Raw genomic sequence first — 18,110 nt, forward strand, 5'->3', positions numbered from 1 at the left:
GGGGTAGCCTGCACCCCATGAGTAACACTGACCTTTGTGTAGCCCTCCAACGTACTAACGGTCTATGTACAACTACCTTCTTCTCCTGTGCCTGCTACTGATCACCACCGCCAGCCTCGCCCAGCACGATACAGCGACGACAACCCCCGAGCCCATCCCCCTCTTGCGCCAGGGCAGCTTCACCGCTGGGGGCACCGTCGTGACCAGCCCCGGCACCTTCGACCCCGTCGCCGACGGTGCCTTCAACCCCGCTAGTCAATCTACGGCCGGACAAACACTGCACGGCGATCACGCCACCGTCTTTTACCAGGTGCCCGCAGAGGCCCGCCCTTTACCCCTGGTGTTCTGGCACGGGTATGGACAGTCCATGCGCACCTGGCAGACCACCCCGGACGGCCGCGAGGGCTTCCAGACCCTCTTCCTGCGCCAGGGGTTCCCGGTCTACCTGCTCGATCAGCCGCGGCGGGGATTGTCTGGACGCAGTACCCAGCCCACCACCATCGCGGCGGCTACCGATGATCAGCTTTGGTTCGGTATTTTTCGGCTCGGGGAGGGCACGGAGTTTTACCCCGACGTCCAGTTCAGCCGTGACCCCGCCGCCCTCGATCGCTTCTACCGGCAGATCACGCCGGATACCGGCCCGCTAAATATTGACGTGAACGTAGCGGCCGTCTCCGCCGTGTTGGACACCATCGGCCCCGCCGTGCTGGTGACCCATTCCCACAGCGGCGGGCAGGGCTGGCTTGCTGCCCTGGAAAACGACAACATCCGGGGCATCGCCGCCTACGAGCCCGGCAGCAACTTTGTCTTTCCGGAGGGCGAAGTACCCGACTCCATCGATTACGTCGGCGGTACGCTGCGGGCACGGGGGGTGCCGCTGGATACTTTCCTGCGGCTGACCGAAATTCCCATCGTTATCTACTACGGCGACTACATTCCGGATGCCCCGGTAGCCAATCCTGGTCAGGAACAGTGGCGAGCGGCAGTAGCCATGGCCCGCCGCTGGACCGAGACCGTCAACGCCCACGGCGGCGACGCGACCCTGGTACGGCTGCCCGACCTTGGCCTACGGGGCAACACCCACTTCCCCATGTCTGACCTGAATAACCGGGAGGTGGCCCAACTACTGCGCGACTGGCTATCCGAGAAGGGGCTCGATTGATCGCACTTATACTACCTTCTCCACAACAAACCAACCATGAATAACTACCTCACCCTCCTCTACTGCCTCCTCGTCACTACCGCCGCCGCCCAGACCTCCGGCACCTTCCCCCTCGGCAGTAAGGCCCCCGGGAACGCGCACCACACCGGTGACATCTGGCTGTACCAGCCTAGCGATACAACGGGTAACTTTGACTACCACCTCGCCGTAGCCACCTCCGCCCCCGGCGCAAAGCTCGACTGGCACCTGCACCCCGCCGGCCAGCAGCTCGTCATCACCGACGGCGTCGGCTACTACCAGGAGCGCGACCGGCCCGTGCGGGTGGTGCGCAAGGGTGACATCGTCAAGTGTACCCCCGGCGTGGAGCACTGGCACGGCGCTACGCCAGATGAAGGGGTCGTGTACCTGGCCATCACCGGCAACGCCCCGACCGAATGGAAGGAAGCCGTAAGCCAGGAAGCCTACGACTCCATCGACGCGCAGTCGTCTATAGGTACCGAACTGCTGCAGCTCTCCCGCGACAAGTGGCAGTGGATGGCCGATAAAGACGCCGACCGGCTCGCCGAGCTCTTTCACCCCCAGGCCAAGTTCGTGCACATGGGTGGCAGCTGGGGCAAGGATCGCGAAGTGGAGGTGATCCGCAGCGGCGGAATCCACTACAAGCAGGCGACCATACGCGATGAGTCCGTAGAGGTCATCGGCAACACCGGCATCGTGCTGAGCAACATCGTGCTGCTGGCCGTGGTGGGCGGCAACGAAGTCACCAACCCCTTTGAGGTCACCGAGGTCTACACCCAGGTAGCCGGCGACTGGAAGCTGGCCTCGCTGTCGTTTACCCGGCTACTGGAGCGGTAGGCGCGGGCACCGGTCAGGGTACGATCGAGCATACTCCGTCGTCGAGGATGTCGGCCGCGTAGAATCCGCTCGGGTTCTCGACGAATATGACACGGTTGCCGTTGAGGTCGATGGCCTCGGCGTTGATCGTAAGTACGGTGTCGAGGCCCGTGACCCGGAAGGTGAGGGTGTGCAGGTTGCGCGGAGTGATACTGGCCAGGTCGGTCGTCACCGTGACCTCCAGGGGTGCTGTCTGGCTGACTTCTATCCCGGGGTCCTCCCCAAAGCAGGTGACGCACTCGATGTCTACCACATCGGCTACCCGTACGGGGGTGATCTCCAGATTGAGCGCGCGGGTGCCGCCGGGGTCGATGGAAGTGACGCTCAGGTCCATATACCCAGCCGATAGGTCCGTGATGTAGGCCCCGGAAAACTTGCCATCGGGGCAGCCCAGCCCCTCGATATCGACCCCCGGTCGGGAGCTGCGGTACAGCTTGGTATCGCCCGGCCCGTGCAGGGCGCGTACTTCCAGGATCGGCGCCTCGGTATCTCCCCCGGTATTTACGGAGGCGCAACTTGCGACTAGTAGTAGGAAGGTAGCGGTCAGCAGCAGGCGGAGGAGGATAGCATCCATGGGCGGGGTAGTTTACAGTTCCTTCATGGCCTCCCACTGGTAGCCGTTACGCGGTCGCCGGATGTTCTGCCCCGTTCCCGTAACTGAGGTAGCTCCCCCCGTAACCGGGGTATGCTTACGGACCTGCCTGCGCTCGACCTTTGCCCAATGCGTTGCATCCATCCTTACCCCTGCGCCCCCGGCCCGCTGTTCGTGCTGCTGTGGCTACTGCTACTTGGTCCGGTGGCCTGCGCGCAATCGGTCCGCCCCGACACCGTCAGCCGCTTCTCCGGCACCCTTACCCTGACGCAAAACGGCATCTCCATTATTCCCACCTTCTCACTCGACAAGCCGGCGCTCATCTTCAACCTGGCGGTGGGCCGCGGACGGCTGACCTTCGAGCCCGATCTGCGCTTTTCACTAGAGGGCAAGCCCTGGTCCATGCTCTTCTGGTGGCGCTATCGGGTCCTGCGCGACCGGCGCTTCAGCCTGCGCGTCGGTGCCCATCCGGCGATGAACTTCCGTACCGTGGATATGCAGCGTACGCCCGACGGAACGCCGGAGGAGGTCATCGAGGCCCGGCGCTACCTGGCTACCGAAGTAGTGCCCAGCTACCGGCTTACCGACCGGCTCAGCCTAGGCCTGTACTACCTCAGCGGCTGGGGTTTCGACGACGGCGTACAGCGCACCCACTTCCTTACCCTCAACGCCGCCCTAACTCCCCTGGCCCGGGTGGGCGACTGGTCGCTACAGGCCTTTCCCAGTGCCTTTTACCTACGTACCGACGACCTGCAGGGCTACTACGGCTCGGCTACCCTTAGGGTGCAACACGCGCGGGTGCCGCTGGCCCTGGAATCCATCCTCAACCACAAGATTAGCACCGAGATTGCGCCGGAGCGGGTGCTGGTCTGGAATATCTCCCTGCGCTACACCTTCAACCGGCGCTTCGTAGATTATAGGCCGCAGCAAGCGCTACCGTAAGTTCCGCCGGGGCCGCGGGTGCAATGAACTTCCGAAAGACAAAAATTACTACTATGCCAAGATATACCTACTCATTCACCCTGCTCCTTTTCGGAGTGCTCTGCACCTGCGGCCCCGCCCATCTGCTTGCCCAGCCACGGGAGTTGCCGCCCGATAGCGTCAACACCATCTTTCCCGCCGGGCAGCGTCTGGAGAGCGAAAACTTTGACGGCGGCCCGGTCTGGGTGGAACGGATGCTACAGATCGACGACGCGGAGCAGCCCGTAGCGGTGGGCAATGTCACCTTCCCGCCGGGCGTACGCAGCAACTGGCACCACCACCCCGCCGGACAGACCCTGCTGGTGCTCGACGGCACGGGCTACTACCAGGAGCGGGGCACGCCGGTCCGCGTACTGCACAAGGGGCAAACCGTGCAGTGCCCGCCCGACGTGGAACACTGGCACGGGGCGGCTCCCGATCGGTGGTTCGTACAGCTAGCTATGACCAAGGAGCACCCCCGGGGGCGGGTCATCTGGGGGGCACCGGTAACGGAAGCGGAATACCGGGCGGACGATCCACAGGAATCATCGGCAACCGATAGCGAAGCGAGCCCGGAGGACCGCTACCACCACATTACCACCATCGCGAGCCTGAATACGCGGGCCCGCATGGAAGAATTACGGACCGCCCTGGGGGAGGCCCTCGATGCCGGACTCACGGTGAACGAATGCAAAGAAGTGCTCGTGCACCTCTATGCCTATACGGGCTTTCCACGTAGCATCCAGGGTTTGCGGACGTTGATGGCCGTGGTGGAGGAGCGTGAGCAGCGCGGCATCACCGATGCAGTGGGAACGGAAGCCAGTCTGACAGATTACGACCAGCCGAAGTACGCGCGGGGCAAGGCCGTGCTGGAGGAGCTGATCGGTCGGCCGATGGAGGGCCGCTCGGACTATGGCGACTTCGCCCCCGTCATCGATGTTTTCCTGAAGGAGCACCTCTTTGCCGACCTCTTCGAGCGCGACGTGCTTAGCTACCGCGACCGGGAGGTGGCCGTGATCGCCGCCCTGACCAGCATGGAGGGGGTGGAGCCGATGCTACAGGGGCATCTGGGCATTGCGCGGAATTTGGCGCTTTCGGAGGCGCAACTGCTTGCCATTCAGCAGGCCGCTACTGCAACTACCGGTACGGGGGAGCTTGCGTCCGACGTCGAGCGGGAGATCACCGAGCTGTCCGCGAAAAAGTGGCAGTGGATGGCAGACAAGCAGGTAGACTCCCTGGCCGCCTTGTTCGGCGACGGGGCCCGCTTCGTCCACATGAGCGGGAGCTGGGGAAAGGCCCGCGAGCTCGAGATCATCGAAAGTGGCAGTATCCACTACGCCAAGGCCGACGTGCACGACGTAGTGGTCGAGGTATCCGGCAACACCGTCATGCTCTGGAACCGGATCACGCTGACGGCCGAGGTACGGGGCAACACGGTATCCAACGAGTTTACCGTCACGGAGGTCTATCAGCAGCAGGAGGGGGGTTGGCAAATGCTGGGCATGACCTTCAGCAGCGTACGGGATACCCACGAGATCGAGCACTAGGGTTTGGCGAGAATCACCAAAAGTTATCCCGCAAACACTACCGCCTGTAGCCCCTATAGCGTCAGTCGGTTGCGGTTGGTATCGATCAGGGGGGGAGAACAGTGCGGGAAATCGCTGCGCTTGCTCTGCACAGCACACCTCCCAGCGCTAGAATAGCGATGGCTTCACCGTATACGGGCAACTACGTGTACGCGCCTTACCTTCCAGAACATTGCACCGGCGACGCGTCAGCTAGTCCCGTACTTCGTCGGGACGGCCCCGCCCCTAATGCCTCGTCTTATGAACTACCTGTACATCGCGTGTTTGTTACTGGCCTTTACGTTCCCGCTCCGGGGGCAGTTTGCCGCTCAGGAAAGACCCCGCACCGTCATCACCACCGACGGGGAGATCGATGATGTGGACTCCTTCGTCCGCCTGCTACTCTACGCAAACGAAATGCAAATCGAGGGGCTGGTGTACAGCAGCTCGATGTGGCACTACAAGGGAGATGGGCAGGGCACGACCATGACTTCGGCCATGGACATGACCCGCGAGCTATACGGCCAGCGCAGCGAACTCCGCTGGCCCGGCGAGCAGTGGATGCAGGAGCTGATCGCGGCCTACGGGGAGGTTTACCCGGTGCTTTCCACCCACGCCGACGGCTACCCCGCTCCGGACTCCCTACTGGCGCTCGTCAAGGTGGGTAACATCACCTTCGAGGGGGAGATGGAGGAGGATACGGAGGGCTCCGACTTCATTCGCGACTTACTGCTGGACGGCGATTCTACCCAGCTGTACCTACAGGCCTGGGGCGGCACCAACACCATAGCCCGTGCCCTGAAGAGTATCGAGGATCGCTACGCCGGCACGCCGGCCTGGCCGGAGGTATACCGTGGGGTGTGCGCCAAGGCGGTGCTCTACCTGATCATGGATCAGGACGCGACCTACCGCGACTACATTGCTGGGACCTGGGCCGACATTCCCGTGCTCTACAACACCGGGCAGTTCGGTGCACTGGCGTACAACTGGAAAAAGGTCGTGCCGGAAGAATTGCGCCACTGGCTGGAAGGGTCCTTTATGCGTACGCACGTTGTTGAGGCTCACGGACCGCTTACGGCCGCCTACTACAGCTACGGCGACGGGAAGCAGCAGGCCGGCGACCCCGAGCACATCCACGGCGACTCGACCCGCCTGGACAGCGCACAGTGGGGCAGCTTTCGGCCCTACGACTTCATCTCCGAGGGGGATTCGCCGGCCTTTCTTCACCTCGTCGACGTGGGCCTGGACCAGCTTGCGCATCCCGACTGGGGCGGCTGGGGCGGGCGGCTCGTGCGGTCCGATAGTGTGGCCGGCCGCTGGGAGGACGCAGTCGACTACAACTCCTATAGCGGGCGAAGTGATCGGCAGTACGCGCTCGTCCGCTGGCTACCCGCGCTGCAGCGCGACTTGGCCGCCCGGGCAGACTGGTGCGTGTATTCCTATGAGGCGGCTAACCATCCGCCTTCCGTGCGTATCGACGGGGAGGATCGTCTGACGGTCACGCCCGGTGAGAAGCTCGTCCTGCGGGCCACAGCTACTGACCCGGACGGCGACGCGCTGTACTATCACTGGTGGCAGTACGGCGAAGTCGATACTTATCCGGGGGAAGCTATGATCATACTGGATGGGCCCGAACTGCGCGTCGACGTGCCCCGCGACCTGGAGTCCGGGCAGACCATCCACTTCATCGTATCGGTAACGGACGGCGGCGCGGTACCCCTGACGCGGTACACGCGGGTAGTGCTTACCGGAGCGTAGCCGGCCTGCGGACGTACTTTGCTGTTCATTTTAGTATACCCCTCGCTATGTCGATCAAATACATTCTCTGCGGACTTCCCGTATTTATCCTGCTGGCCTTTGCACAGATCAGCACTACCGAAGCCGACTACACCGACCTCAACAAGAACGGCCGCATGGACCCCTACGAGGACGCTACCCGGCCCACTGAAGAGCGGGTCACCGACCTCCTCGGCCAGATGAATCTGGAGGAAAAGGCCGGGATGCTGTTCATCAACGGTACGGGGGTGAGCCTTAGCGGCGACCCCACGAGTAAGGAAGGCATCACCGGTCCGGCGGCCATGATGCCCTCCGCCCTGGAGCACCTCACCGAGCGGCGGATGAATCACTTCAATATCTGGAGCGTACCCGCCGACCCGGCCGTGTTCGCCGCCTGGTACAATCGTGTGCAGACCGCCGCCCGGGAGACGCGGCTAGGTATTCCCGTGACCATCGCCTCCGACCCGCGCAATCACTTCAGCGAGAACATCTTCTCTATGGAGGCTACCGGCTTTACGCAGTTCTGTGAGACGCTGGGCTTTGCCGCCCTCGGTGAGGCCGACTTTATGAAACAGGCCGCTGAGGTGATTCGCGGTGAGTACGTAGCCGTGGGCATCCGTGAGGCGCTCCACCCCCAGGTCGACCTGGCCACCGAGCCGCGCTGGCCGCGCATCAACGGGGCCTTCGGGGAGGATGCCGAGCTGACCGCCCGCCTGGTGGTAGCCTACTTACAGGGTATGCAGGGCGATAGCCTCAGCGCCAAGAGCGTAGCCTGCATGACCAAGCACTTTCCCGGCGGCGGGCCACAGAAAAACGGCCTGGACCCCCACTTCGAGTTCCAGGAGGGGCAGATCTACCCCGGCGACAACTTCGACTACCACCTCATCCCCTTCCGGGCAGCCATCGAGGCGGGCACGGCGGCCATGATGCCCTACTACGGCGTGCCCACCGACCAGACGGAGGAGAACGTCGCCATGGCCTACAACAAAGCCATCATCACCACCCTGCTGCGCGAAGAGATGGGCTACGATGGGGTCGTGTGTACCGACTGGGGACTGGTCAGCGATACCCGCATGGGACCGGTCGTGTGGCCCGCCCGGGCCTGGGGCGTAGAGGACCTGAGTGAGGTAGACCGCGTGCAGCGCATCATCGAGGCCGGCTGTGACCAGTTCGGTGGCGAGAATCGCCCGGAGCTGGTGGTGCAATTGGTAGAGGAGGGTAAGCTAAGCGAGGAGCGGATCGATGAGTCTGTACGCCGGCTGCTCCGCGTGAAGTTCGCCCTCGGGCTGTTCGACGATCCTTTCGTAGACGAAGCCGCTATAGCCGGTGTGTTTGCCGATACCGCATCGCTGCGACTGGGCCAGCTCAGCCAGCAAGCCTCCATGACACTGCTCAAAAACGAAGACGGTGCCCTGCCCCTGGCCGAGGGAAGTCTGAAGGTCTACGTCGAGAACATGGACAGCGCGGTAGTGGCCGGGTATGCGACCGTCGTAGCCACGCCCGAGGAAGCCGACTTCGCCATCATCCGGCTCAATACCCCCTGGGTACCGGTGGAAACGGATAACCCCTTCGCTAAGGGGTTTCACCACGGCGACCTCGACTTCAAGGGGGCGGAGAAGGAGCGTATTCTGGAGCTGGAACGCACCGTACCGACCATCGTGAGCCTGTACCTGGACCGGCCGGCCGTCATTCCGGAAATTGCCGGGGCCGCCAGTGCGCTGCTGTGCAACTATGGGGCTAGCGATCGTTCGGTCTGCGAGGTAGTGTTCGGTCGGGTAGCCCCCCGGGGTAAGCTGCCCTTCGAGCTGCCGTCCAGTATGGAGGCGGTGGAGGCTCAGCTGACGGATGTGCCCCACGATAGCGAAAATGCGCTGTACGGATACGGGGAGGGCCTGACCTACTAATACCCTACTTATTCAACCAGATCAACGCACTGCAGACCAAGATACCGGCGCGCTGTAGTCAGCTGACCGCTAAGCAGAACCGTTTGTAGCCCGATGCGTTGGGCCAGGGCGGGCTATCGCCTAATCAACTACCGCCAGTAATCAACCGTATGGACTACCTCATCATCGCCCTGCAGCTCATTGTAGGACTTAGCATACTGAACGTCTGGCTCGTACAGCCTAAAAAGAACACCAAGTGGCGGGGCGGGAACGCAACGACCATATTTGAAGAGTTCGAGGCCTACGGACTGCCGATCTGGTCGGTTTACGTTGTCGGTATCATTAAAGTAGTGTTGGCGGTAGGGCTGATCGTAGCCATCTGGGTACCTGGCCTGCGGTACTACGCCGCGCTCGGACTGGCTGCCATGCTGGCCGGCTCGGTACTGATGCACCTGAAGATCAGCGACCCGCTGTACAAATCCTTCCCGGCGGCACTATTTCTGCTGCTCTGCCTGGTCATCGCCTTCGTACCCGGCGCTTCGCTATAGTTGCTGACCGTAGTGCACTGCGAGGTATAGGTTGAGCAGGGCGTAGAACAGCGCGGGCATGGACTGCAGCAGGGTATCCCGAATGTACCGGCGCACTCCGAAACCGTAGGCCATCATCAGGGTCAGGCCAGTGGCGGCGGCCGTTGCCAGGGGAGGAGATAGATAATAGCCGGCGATCAGTCCGACGCCACCCAGTACCTGGAGATAGCCGACTAGGGGGCGCTGACGGGCGTAGCCATAGCGGACGAACTCCTGCTTCATGTAGGCTGAGGTATGGCAAGCGATGCCGAACGCTATAAAAGAGACCCCCGAGAAAAAAGTGGCCAGGGTTGGAAGCTCCATAGGGAAAGATTCAGGAGCTCAGTTATCCTGTGCTTCCCCGCTCTAATCAAAATAGTATCACAATGGTTGCCCTACACGAAAACAACATCGGTCGTACTCAGCGCTGGCTAGGCTACACACTCTCCCTACTGCCGTCGCTGGGGGTACTTGTTTCGGGCATCACCAAATTCTTCCCGGCCGGCGATATTCACCTCCTACTGCAAACGCTGGGCCTGGCCGATCACGCGGTCGTCATCGGTCTGGTAGAGATAGCCGTTGTCGTCCTCTACTGGATACCCCGTACCTGCAACATCGGTTTTTTCCTCTTCTGCTCCTACGTCGGTGGCATCCTGGTGGGAGAGCTCGTCCTGGGCGACGTACCACTGCCGGCCCTTGCGATCGGTGCGATGATCTATGTAGGAACGCTGCTCCGCAAGCCGTCCTTGTTGGGGTGGAAGTAAACCCGCACCCGCGTCCCCGCCCTACCTTTGCCCCCCATGGTAGCCATCATCAACTACAACGCCGGCAATATCCGCTCGGTCCTCTACGCCCTCGAACGCATCGGGGTGGCCCACGAGCTTACGGCCGACCACGCTAAAATTCGTGCGGCGGACAAGGTAATTTTTCCCGGTGTTGGGGCGGCGGCCTCCACCATGGCGCACCTGAACCAGACGGGACTGAGTGAGGTGATCCGCTCGCTCACCCAGCCGGTGTTCGGCGTATGTGTGGGGATGCAGCTGCTGTGCAGCCACAGTGAGGAGGGCGACGTACCCTGTTTGGGCGTGTTCCCGGAGCGCGTCCGGCAGTTTCGTCCGGTGACGGGGGAGAAGGTGCCGCACATGGGCTGGAACGACGTGCAGCTGCGGCCAGACCACAACTGGGTCAGCCCCGAAGTAGACGGTAGCTACTGCTACTACGTGCACAGCTATTACGTGGAGGCGGGGCCGGATACGGTAGCCACTACCACCTACTGCGGCACCGATTTTGCCGCCATGATGCAGCGCGATAACTTCTACGCCGCCCAATTCCACCCCGAGAAGTCGGCGCAGGTGGGAGAGCGGATCATCCGCGACTTTCTGGCGGTCTAAAAGTCCGTGATCTCGGTATCCTCACTGTCCTCGCTACCGAAGCTGGTAGTGAAGCTCAGCCGGACGCCGAAGTCCTCGTAGCCCCCGTCGCGGAAGCTGGTCACGAACTCCAGGCGGAACACCCGCAAGATGTTGTCCAGGGAGTAGCCCAGCTCGGTGTAGTGATCGGAGGTGGGGGTGTAGAGGTAATTGACGAACAGGTCCTCCTTGAGCCCGATCAGGTGCAGCTTGCGGATGTTGGTCAGCAGTAGCTTGCGGAACTGGTAGTGGATGTAGGCCTCGCCGTATTCCTCCCCCGTACTATTGAGATAATAGGGTAATAGGCGGTAGCTGCCGATGGGATCGAGGCGGGTCAGTAGGATCTCGGAAGTCGCGAAGTGCTTGAAGTCAGGGAAGTCGACGTAGGTATTGCTCAGGTAGGCACCGGCGCGCAGCAGCAGGTTCACGTCGCCCTTGCGGCCAGCCTCGAAGCGGTGGCGGTAGCTGCCCTCGATCCGCGTGAAGTCGGACGTGCTGTTGCCGATGGAGGGCAGCCCCACCTGTACCCCCAGCCCGAGTACGGGGGCGGAGCCGTCGATGACCCGCTTCTTGCCGTTGCGGATGTAGTATTTGAGTCCGGGTCGGTAGGCCGCCAGGATCTCCACCAGGGCCGCGTTCTGCACGTCGTCGACTACGCCGCGCTCGGCGTTCACCGGGGCGTTGGGGGCGTAGGCGAACTCGTCCGGCCCACCCCAGCGGTGATTGGTCTGGTTGGTGACCGCGCGGCGGTCTTCGTAGGTCAGGGTGCCGCTGAGCTTGAAGGCGTCGCTGAAGCGCTTGCGGTAACCTGCGGTCGCGTAGGCACGCTCGTACAGGCGGATGTAGTTATCCCCCCAAATTAGGCTGGTGAAGCTGTTGAGGATAGGGTCGATGGCCGGGCTGTCGTCGAACTGCCGCAGGTAGCGCCCCCCGCGCAGGTAGTAGCGGCCCTTAGTCTGGTCGTTGGTCCAGTTGCTGTACCCTACTTCCCAGCTGGCGCGTTTCCAGGCGAAGCCGTAGCGGGCGCGCAGACTGAGCTCACCGAATTTCTGCTGGTAGGAGCTGGTGTCTTCCTGCACTTCTCGCCGGAGCGATTTGGTGAACCGCGTACCCACGGCATAGCCTTCCACCGGGTTGAACTGCGAGTCGGGATCTACGTCGAAGCGCAGCCAGCGGGGCAGCGGTTTGCGCTTCTTCTTTTTGCTGCTGCTACTGGTCTCTTCCCCACGGGCCTCGGCGATGGAGTCGAGTCGTGCGACCTGCGCTACGCTGTCCTGGTAGCGGTAACCACTGATCTCCTCTGCCGTCAGGGGGATGGGCCGGATGGCCTCCCAGGCGGCGGAGTCGCGGATCATCTGTACGCTGTCGTCGATGAAGGTATAGTTACCGACCACCTCGGGCTCGCCGGTGGCTTCGCGCTCCTCCGCTTCGTAAGATTTCATCAGCTTGCGCAGCTCCTTACGGGTAAGTTCGCCGCCCTCCTCCAGGGTATTTTCGTAGCCACTCGCCCTGTTCTCCCGGCGGGTCGCCGCGGCGGCTTCCGGCTGGGTCTTCTCGTCGATCACCTCTACGTAACCGCCGAGGTCAGGATTCAGCGTGATGGTGTAGTTGCTGGCCGAGGCGATGTAGCTGGCGCTGATCTTTATACCTATGATTCCCCCGAAGCCTTCGATCACGGTGGTGGTGGGCAGCCAGATCCGGGGGGCTACCTCATTGTAGTTGATCTTGATGTCGATGGTGAAGCCCATCCGGTAGGTGCGCAGGTCGAGGCTGTGGAGCGACCAGTCGTCCTGCACGATGTACACATAGCCTTCGAACACATCCTCGCCGGGGCTGCGGGGGATCACCCGGATCTTGTTGATCAGCTTGCCCTGATCCACGAACACCCCCTCGTGGGCGAATTTGTAGTAGGCAAAGCTGCGGGGCGAGAGCGGACTCACTACCTCGGCCACCTCGGGCTGGTAGAAGGAGGAGAACACGTAGCCACTGACCGAGAAGTTTTCCTCGCCCACGGCGTAACGGCTAATTATCTCTTCCCGAAAGGTATTGGGCCGGGTGTAGGTGATCTTGCTGGTCGTCTCGCTGGTGAAGCTCTTGCCGATGATCTCGGTGATCTCCTCCCGGTCTTCCTTCGGCGCGAGTTTCTGAAACAGCTTGGGGATCTTGTCCACTTTGCCCTTGCCCTTCAGGTAGACGTCGGCCGAGTAGCTATTGAGCTGGTTGCGGTGAAAATCGGCCTTGGCAATCGCCCGGCGGATCACGCTGTAGCTCAGGTCCTCGTCTCCGCTGATCACCTCGACCTGCTGCAGGTCCAGGGCCTCGGGACGGAGCTGCACATCGAGCGAGCCGCGGCGGCTGCTCACCTGCACGACTTGCGTCTGGTACCCGAGAAATTGAAAGATGACCGTATTATCCCCCGCCCGTAGCGGCAGTTCGTAGCGTCCCTCGATGTTGGTGGTCGCTCCCGTACCCGTCTGCTGCACGTAAATGGAGGCGTAGGGGAGTACTTCTCCGGTCGACTCGTCCGTCACGCGGCCGGTCAGTACCTGAGCAGTGGCGCTGGCGCCGGTGACGCACACACAAAGAAGGAGGAAGAAACGGATCATGGCTGCTGAATTGCTACCCGACGAATGTAGGCCATGCCCGCGGCTCATCCGCCCCCTTTAGAAGTACGTAGGGGTATAGCGGACCAATCCCCCCCAAAAGAGGCGTGGCCCACCAACTCATGAGGAGCATAGTGGGCCACTAACCTAAACGTGCTGGGAAAATGGTAGATGCTTACCGGCTCTGCCGGCTATATTTTTCACTGAACTTGCGGTAGAGTTCGGCCTGCTTGTTATCCAGGTCGATATCCCTACCGTCGATGTACGCTTTTTCCACAATACTGTGGCGCATATCCAGCAAATCGCCATCGACAATCACAAAGGTAGCGCTTTTTCCCGTGGAAATGCTACCATAATTCGCATCGATGCCCACGATGCGCGCCGCCGCCAGGGTCACCGCCTCCACGGCCTTTTCGTAGGGCAGACCGAAGGCCACCGCCTGTCCGGCCACGAAGGGCAGGTTGCGCTGCTGCCAGTAGCCCTCGTGGCTGATCGCGAAGTCGACCCCCGCCTCCGCCAGCAGGGCCGGGTTGCGGTAGGGCTGATCGATGGGCTCGTCCTGCGCCGCCGGCAGCGCCTGGGTACTGCCCAGGATCACGGGCACATCCTCTCGCTTCAGGAAGTCAGCCACCAGGTGCGCCTGGTACCCGCCCACGATGACGGGATTAGCGCCCATCCGCTTCAGTAGCAGTACGCCCGACTGGATGTTGCGCGCCTCGTCCGCGTGCAGGTAAGCATTCGCCGTACCGCTGACCGCCTCACAGAAGGCTTCCAGCTTGAGCAGGCGGTTGCCGCCGTCCCCCTCGGCGCGGCCACAGTAACCGACGGCTTGCTCCAGGAAGGATTCCAGCTCGCGGACCTGCTCGGCGTAGTCTTCATTGGCCTTGAGCTCGCCCGTCTGCCAGTTGTAGGAGTTGCGGTTGGGCCAGTTGATGTGCACCCCGTCGTCAGCGCGCACGGCGGCATCCTCGAAGTTCCAGCCGTCCAGTTGCATGATGGCGCTGCGGCCGCCCACCAGCGTTCCTTCCGGACTGGCCTGGGCCAGCAGTACGCCCCGGCTGCGCACGGTGGGGATGACCTGCGAGTCCGTATTGAAGGCGATCAGCGCCCGGGCATTGGGGTTGAAGCTGCCGACTTCGCGCTGGTCGTTGGTAGCGCGCACCGCACCGATCTCCGTGAGGCCGAGCTGGCTGTTGAGGGCGATCAGGCCGGGATAGATATCCTTGCCGTTGGCATCCACGCGGTCGTAGCCGTCGGGCAGGGGCAGATCGTTACCGACCGCCTCGATGCGTCCGTCGCTGATCAGCAGGGTAGCGTTTTCGATCACCGTGCCGTCGCCCACGTGCACCGTAGCGCCCGTGATGGCCAGCGGACTAGCCTGTACCGGGGCCGGCGTCGGGTTCTGGGCGCGCACGCAGGTGCAAAAGAATAGGAGCAGCAGCGGGGTAAGTAAATAGCGAAGTGACATGGTATATAGGTCGAGGCGTTGCACGCCGGATGTTAGGGACTGGTGTTAGTGGCTGACGGAGTCGCAGTGCAGCAGGCGGCGTGCCTTACCGTTGGGTTTCTGGGTATCGCCGCCGCTGTTCTTATCGTCCAGACTGGCCTGGATCAGGGCGTTGCGTTCGGCGGCGAGTTCCGCACGACGGGCTTCGTTGTCTTCCCGGTTGAAGTACTCCTTGCCGTCCACGTAGGTGCGTTCGGCGCGGGCGTAGATGCTCAGTGGGTTATCGTTCCAGAGGACTAGGTCGGCGTCCTTGCCGGCCGCGATGCTGCCCACCCGGTCATCGATGTGGAGCATCTTGGCGGGGTTGAGGGTGACGAATTTCCAGGCCTCCTCCTCGCTCACGCCACCGAAGAGTACGGCCTTACCTGCTTCCTGATTAAGGCGGCGGGCCATCTCGGCGTCATCGGAGTTGAAGCCAGTGAGCACCCCCTGCTCGTGCATGAGTGCGCCGTTATAGGGGATGGCCTCGTTGACCTCGAACTTGTAGGCCCACCAGTCGGAGAAGGTAGAGCCCGCCGCTCCGTGCTCGGCCATCTTGTCGGCCACCTTATAGCCTTCGAGGATGTGGGTGAAGGTATTGACGCGGAAGTCGTGCCGCTCGGCCAGCTCCATGAGCATATTGATCTCCCCCTGCTGGTAACTGTGGCAGGTGATGAAGCGCTCGCCGTTGAGGATTTCGAGGAGGGTTTCCAACTCGAGGTCGCGGCGGATATCCTCTCCGGCTGCCGTGGCCCGGCCGTATTCCTTGGCCCGGCTGAAGTAGTTCTCGAAGATCTGCTCCACGCCCATGCGGGTCTGGGGGTAGCGGACGCGGTTGCGGTCACCCCAGTTGGACTGCTTGACGTTCTCCCCCAGCGCAAACTTGATGAAGGGATCGGCGCCCTGGAAGAGCATCTCCTGCGCCGTGGCGCCCCAGCGAAGCTTGACCAGCGCCGACTGTCCACCGATGGGATTGGCCGAGCCGTGGAGCAGCTGGCTGGTCGTCACTCCGCCGGCCAGTTGGCGGTAGATGTTTTCGTCTACGGCGTCGACTACATCCTGCATGCGTACCTCCGCAGTGCTGGATGCGCTACTCTCGTTGACGTCCAGCAGCGCGATATGGCTGTGCTCGTCGATGATGCCGGCGGTGAGGTGCATGCCCGTGGCGTCTACTACGGTGGCGCCTCGGTCGGCCAGTCCCTTACCCACCTGGCTGATCTTGCCGTTGGTGATGAGCACGTCGGTTTCTGGCAGGATACCGTCCTCGCCGGTCCAGACGGTGGCGTTGCGGAACAGGATTCGCGCGGTCTCGGGCAGCTCGGTGAGGCCGTAGGCGATGTTCGGGTAGGTGAGTTTACCCCGGTATTCGGTGGGTGACTCTTCTTTCTTGTCTGCCGAATCTTTCGTTGTAGTGGCCGTGGTCTGCCGTGGAGTAGCGGTGAAGCTTACGGCTTCGCCGTCCGGACCGCGCCCGGTGCCGGTGTAGCCGTCTCCGACCCGGGTAGCGTTGATGCGGTAGTAGCCTCCGTCCTCCCCCGGGCGAAACTGGAAGGTGACTACGCCGCCGCTCTCGGTAAAGGACACGTCGCGGGCCGTAGTATCCGAGGCCGTGGTGACCTTCATCTTCTGGCTGCCGGGCTCACCGCTCACCTCGGCGGTGAACGTCTGATCCCCCACCTCAATGGTGTAGCCACTGGCTAGCTCCACGTTCTTAATGGGCTTGAGCTCGAAGGGGTGACCCTGCACCCAGTTCTGGTAGATGGTAGCTTTTTCTACGAAGGGGTCCTTGTCAGTGACGATGAAGTTAGCCAGCATACCATCCTCCAGGGTGCCTACCCGATCGCCGATACCGAGCAGCTCGGCCGGACCGGTAGTGAGGGCGGCGAAGACCAGCTTGCTGTCTGCACCGGCTTTGACGGCCTTGCGCATGGCGTCGTGGAGGTCGGTGGGCTTTTCGAGTCCGTCGGCAGTAAGTACGAAGGGGATGCCGGCTTCGGCTACGGCGGCCACGTTGCCCGGTGCGCGCTCCCAGTGACGGAGTTGGGCGATGGAGATCAGGTCGGCGGCGTAGGGATCGCTGACATCGTAGGTCTTGGGGAAGGTGAGGGGGAGGATGAAGGTGGCTCCGGTGGTCTTCAGGGCATCCAGGCGCTGGTACTCGTCGCCGCCCCCCTTGATGACGTACTGCTTGCCGAATTCATCGCCCAGCTGATCAGCGCGCAGGGCATCCTGCCAGTCGTCTACGGCGAATACCTGGGGGAGCTCCTGCAGCTCGGCCCAGGCGTCCAGGCTCAGGTTGGTCTCGTCGCGGCGCTGCTTGCCGTACCAGTCGGCATCGAGGTAGGTCTGCCGCAGCAGGGCCATGGCACCCATGCGGGAGTTGGGGTAATTCTGCTGGGAGGATCCCTTGTCGAAGGATAGATGGTGGGCCACGCGGCGCTCGAGCAGCACCTCGTTCTCCCGGTCTTCGGCCAGGGTGACCACGGCGGCGGAGCCCCGGCTTATACCGTCTGAATGGTGAGTGGATACGGTACCGAAGCCGGCTTCCCGCAGGGCCTTGGCGGTCTTTTCATTTACCGTGAACAGGGCGGCGGCGTCCGTCTCGGGGCGCAGGGCCTGGTTCCAGGCGTAGGCTCCCTCCGTTTCCGATTCGAGTTGGGGCGGGGAGTTCCAGCTTCCGCGACTGGTCTCCACGGCGGGCATCCCGTAGGTGCCGTAGGCTTCGATAAAGCTGGGGTAGATGTGCTTGCCCGTTAGCGCTACTTCCACCGCACCCTGCGGCAGCGCCCCGGAGGCTTGTACGGAGACTACTTTGCCGTTGCGGATGACCAGCGTGGCGTTGTCCAGTACTCGCTCCGGACTGATGTGCACCGTGGCCCCCGTGAGGGCGTAGTGCCCACTACGCTGGTCGAATACGCCGTTGTAGGGGAAGGTGGTCTGGGCTACGAGCTGGCCCATACACAGGGCGAGTACGAGAAGGAGGGGGAAACGTAGAATCATTACGGGGGGGTCGAGCGGGCCCGACAGTAGTTACGGTAGGGCCGGAAACTACGGCATTTTATTAGACTGGACCGGGCGGGGCGGGGCGGGAAAGGGCGACGAAGGGGCAGACTTTGGAGGTCTATCAACCAATACTACGGCTAGGGCGTTTACCGACACACGGAACAAAGCCTGTAACCTGCCGGCGTGTCCTTTGAAATAGCTTATCTTTGCG

At 62.4% G+C, this 18,110-nt stretch carries 14 protein-coding genes and 1 pseudogene; 10 read left to right on the forward strand and 5 right to left on the reverse strand.

From position 1 onward, the window contains the following. Positions 1–64: 64 nt before the first annotated feature. Both MJQ68_RS08740 and MJQ68_RS08745 read left to right on the forward strand, forming a co-directional pair. A complete protein-coding gene (locus MJQ68_RS08740; protein WP_238750663.1) occupies positions 65–1,162 on the forward strand; it encodes an alpha/beta hydrolase in 1,098 nt (365 codons plus the stop codon). A gap of 36 nt (positions 1,163–1,198) precedes the next feature. Next, on the forward strand, positions 1,199–2,017 hold the full coding sequence (locus MJQ68_RS08745; RefSeq protein ID WP_238750664.1) for a DUF4440 domain-containing protein: 819 nt from the start codon (positions 1,199–1,201) through the stop codon (positions 2,015–2,017). Between the two features lie 13 nt (positions 2,018–2,030). Here the strand turns inward: MJQ68_RS08745 and MJQ68_RS08750 are convergent, their stop codons facing one another. After that, entirely contained in the window at positions 2,031–2,630 is a 600-nt protein-coding gene (locus MJQ68_RS08750) for a hypothetical protein (RefSeq protein ID WP_238750665.1), read from the reverse strand. A 147-nt stretch (positions 2,631–2,777) separates the two neighbouring features. Between MJQ68_RS08750 and MJQ68_RS08755 the strand changes: the two genes are divergently transcribed. The 6 genes and pseudogenes from MJQ68_RS08755 to MJQ68_RS08775 all read left to right on the forward strand — a co-directional run bounded on the left by MJQ68_RS08755 (position 2,778) and on the right by MJQ68_RS08775 (position 9,380). Next, positions 2,778–3,590, forward strand: a complete 813-nt coding sequence (locus MJQ68_RS08755) for a hypothetical protein (protein WP_238750666.1) — start codon at positions 2,778–2,780, stop codon at positions 3,588–3,590. A 233-nt stretch (positions 3,591–3,823) separates the two neighbouring features. Continuing rightward, positions 3,824–4,027, forward strand: a pseudogene (locus MJQ68_RS18010) (cupin domain-containing protein); the annotation flags it as partial. Between the two features lie 687 nt (positions 4,028–4,714). Further along, positions 4,715–5,155 carry a nuclear transport factor 2 family protein gene (locus tag MJQ68_RS18015; RefSeq protein WP_406612896.1) on the forward strand — a complete coding sequence of 147 codons (441 nt, stop codon included), beginning with the start codon at positions 4,715–4,717 and terminating at the stop codon, positions 5,153–5,155. Positions 5,156–5,434: 279 nt separating this feature from the next. Continuing rightward, positions 5,435–6,931, forward strand: coding sequence for a DUF1593 domain-containing protein (locus MJQ68_RS08765; RefSeq protein ID WP_238750668.1), 1,497 nt, complete (start codon positions 5,435–5,437; stop codon positions 6,929–6,931). 47 nt (positions 6,932–6,978) lie between these two features. After that, positions 6,979–8,853 carry a glycoside hydrolase family 3 protein gene (locus tag MJQ68_RS08770; RefSeq protein ID WP_238750669.1) on the forward strand — a complete coding sequence of 625 codons (1,875 nt, stop codon included), beginning with the start codon at positions 6,979–6,981 and terminating at the stop codon, positions 8,851–8,853. A gap of 149 nt (positions 8,854–9,002) precedes the next feature. Next, positions 9,003–9,380 carry a DoxX family protein gene (locus MJQ68_RS08775; RefSeq protein ID WP_238750670.1) on the forward strand — a complete coding sequence of 126 codons (378 nt, stop codon included), beginning with the start codon at positions 9,003–9,005 and terminating at the stop codon, positions 9,378–9,380. On the opposite strand, the gene MJQ68_RS08780 is transcribed toward MJQ68_RS08775, so the two are convergent. Next, complete coding sequence (locus MJQ68_RS08780) at positions 9,375–9,641, reverse strand: DoxX family protein (protein WP_238750671.1); 267 nt, start codon at positions 9,639–9,641, stop codon at positions 9,375–9,377. The two genes, MJQ68_RS08775 and MJQ68_RS08780, sit on opposite strands and share 6 nt — an antisense overlap. Before the next feature lie 143 nt (positions 9,642–9,784). Between MJQ68_RS08780 and MJQ68_RS08785 the strand changes: the two genes are divergently transcribed. Both MJQ68_RS08785 and hisH read left to right on the forward strand, forming a co-directional pair. After that, on the forward strand, positions 9,785–10,162 hold the full coding sequence (locus MJQ68_RS08785; RefSeq protein WP_238750672.1) for a hypothetical protein: 378 nt from the start codon (positions 9,785–9,787) through the stop codon (positions 10,160–10,162). A gap of 36 nt (positions 10,163–10,198) precedes the next feature. Next, a complete protein-coding gene (gene hisH / locus MJQ68_RS08790; RefSeq protein WP_238750673.1) occupies positions 10,199–10,789 on the forward strand; it encodes an imidazole glycerol phosphate synthase subunit HisH in 591 nt (196 codons plus the stop codon). On the opposite strand, the gene MJQ68_RS08795 is transcribed toward hisH, so the two are convergent. The 3 genes from MJQ68_RS08795 to MJQ68_RS08805 form a co-directional block, all read right to left on the reverse strand. After that, positions 10,786–13,413 (reverse strand): DUF5686 and carboxypeptidase regulatory-like domain-containing protein, encoded by a 2,628-nt coding sequence (locus MJQ68_RS08795; RefSeq protein ID WP_238750674.1) that lies wholly within the window; start codon positions 13,411–13,413, stop codon positions 10,786–10,788. The two genes, hisH and MJQ68_RS08795, sit on opposite strands and share 4 nt — an antisense overlap. Positions 13,414–13,585: 172 nt before the next feature. After that, positions 13,586–14,878 carry an amidohydrolase family protein gene (locus MJQ68_RS08800; RefSeq protein WP_238750675.1) on the reverse strand — a complete coding sequence of 431 codons (1,293 nt, stop codon included), beginning with the start codon at positions 14,876–14,878 and terminating at the stop codon, positions 13,586–13,588. Between the two features lie 45 nt (positions 14,879–14,923). Continuing rightward, entirely contained in the window at positions 14,924–17,896 is a 2,973-nt protein-coding gene (locus tag MJQ68_RS08805; protein ID WP_238750676.1) for an amidohydrolase family protein, read from the reverse strand. Positions 17,897–18,110: the final 214 nt, after the last annotated feature.

The organism is Neolewinella maritima (genome assembly GCF_923081025.1).
In the GTDB taxonomy this organism is placed as follows: domain Bacteria; phylum Bacteroidota; class Bacteroidia; order Chitinophagales; family Saprospiraceae; genus Neolewinella; species Neolewinella maritima.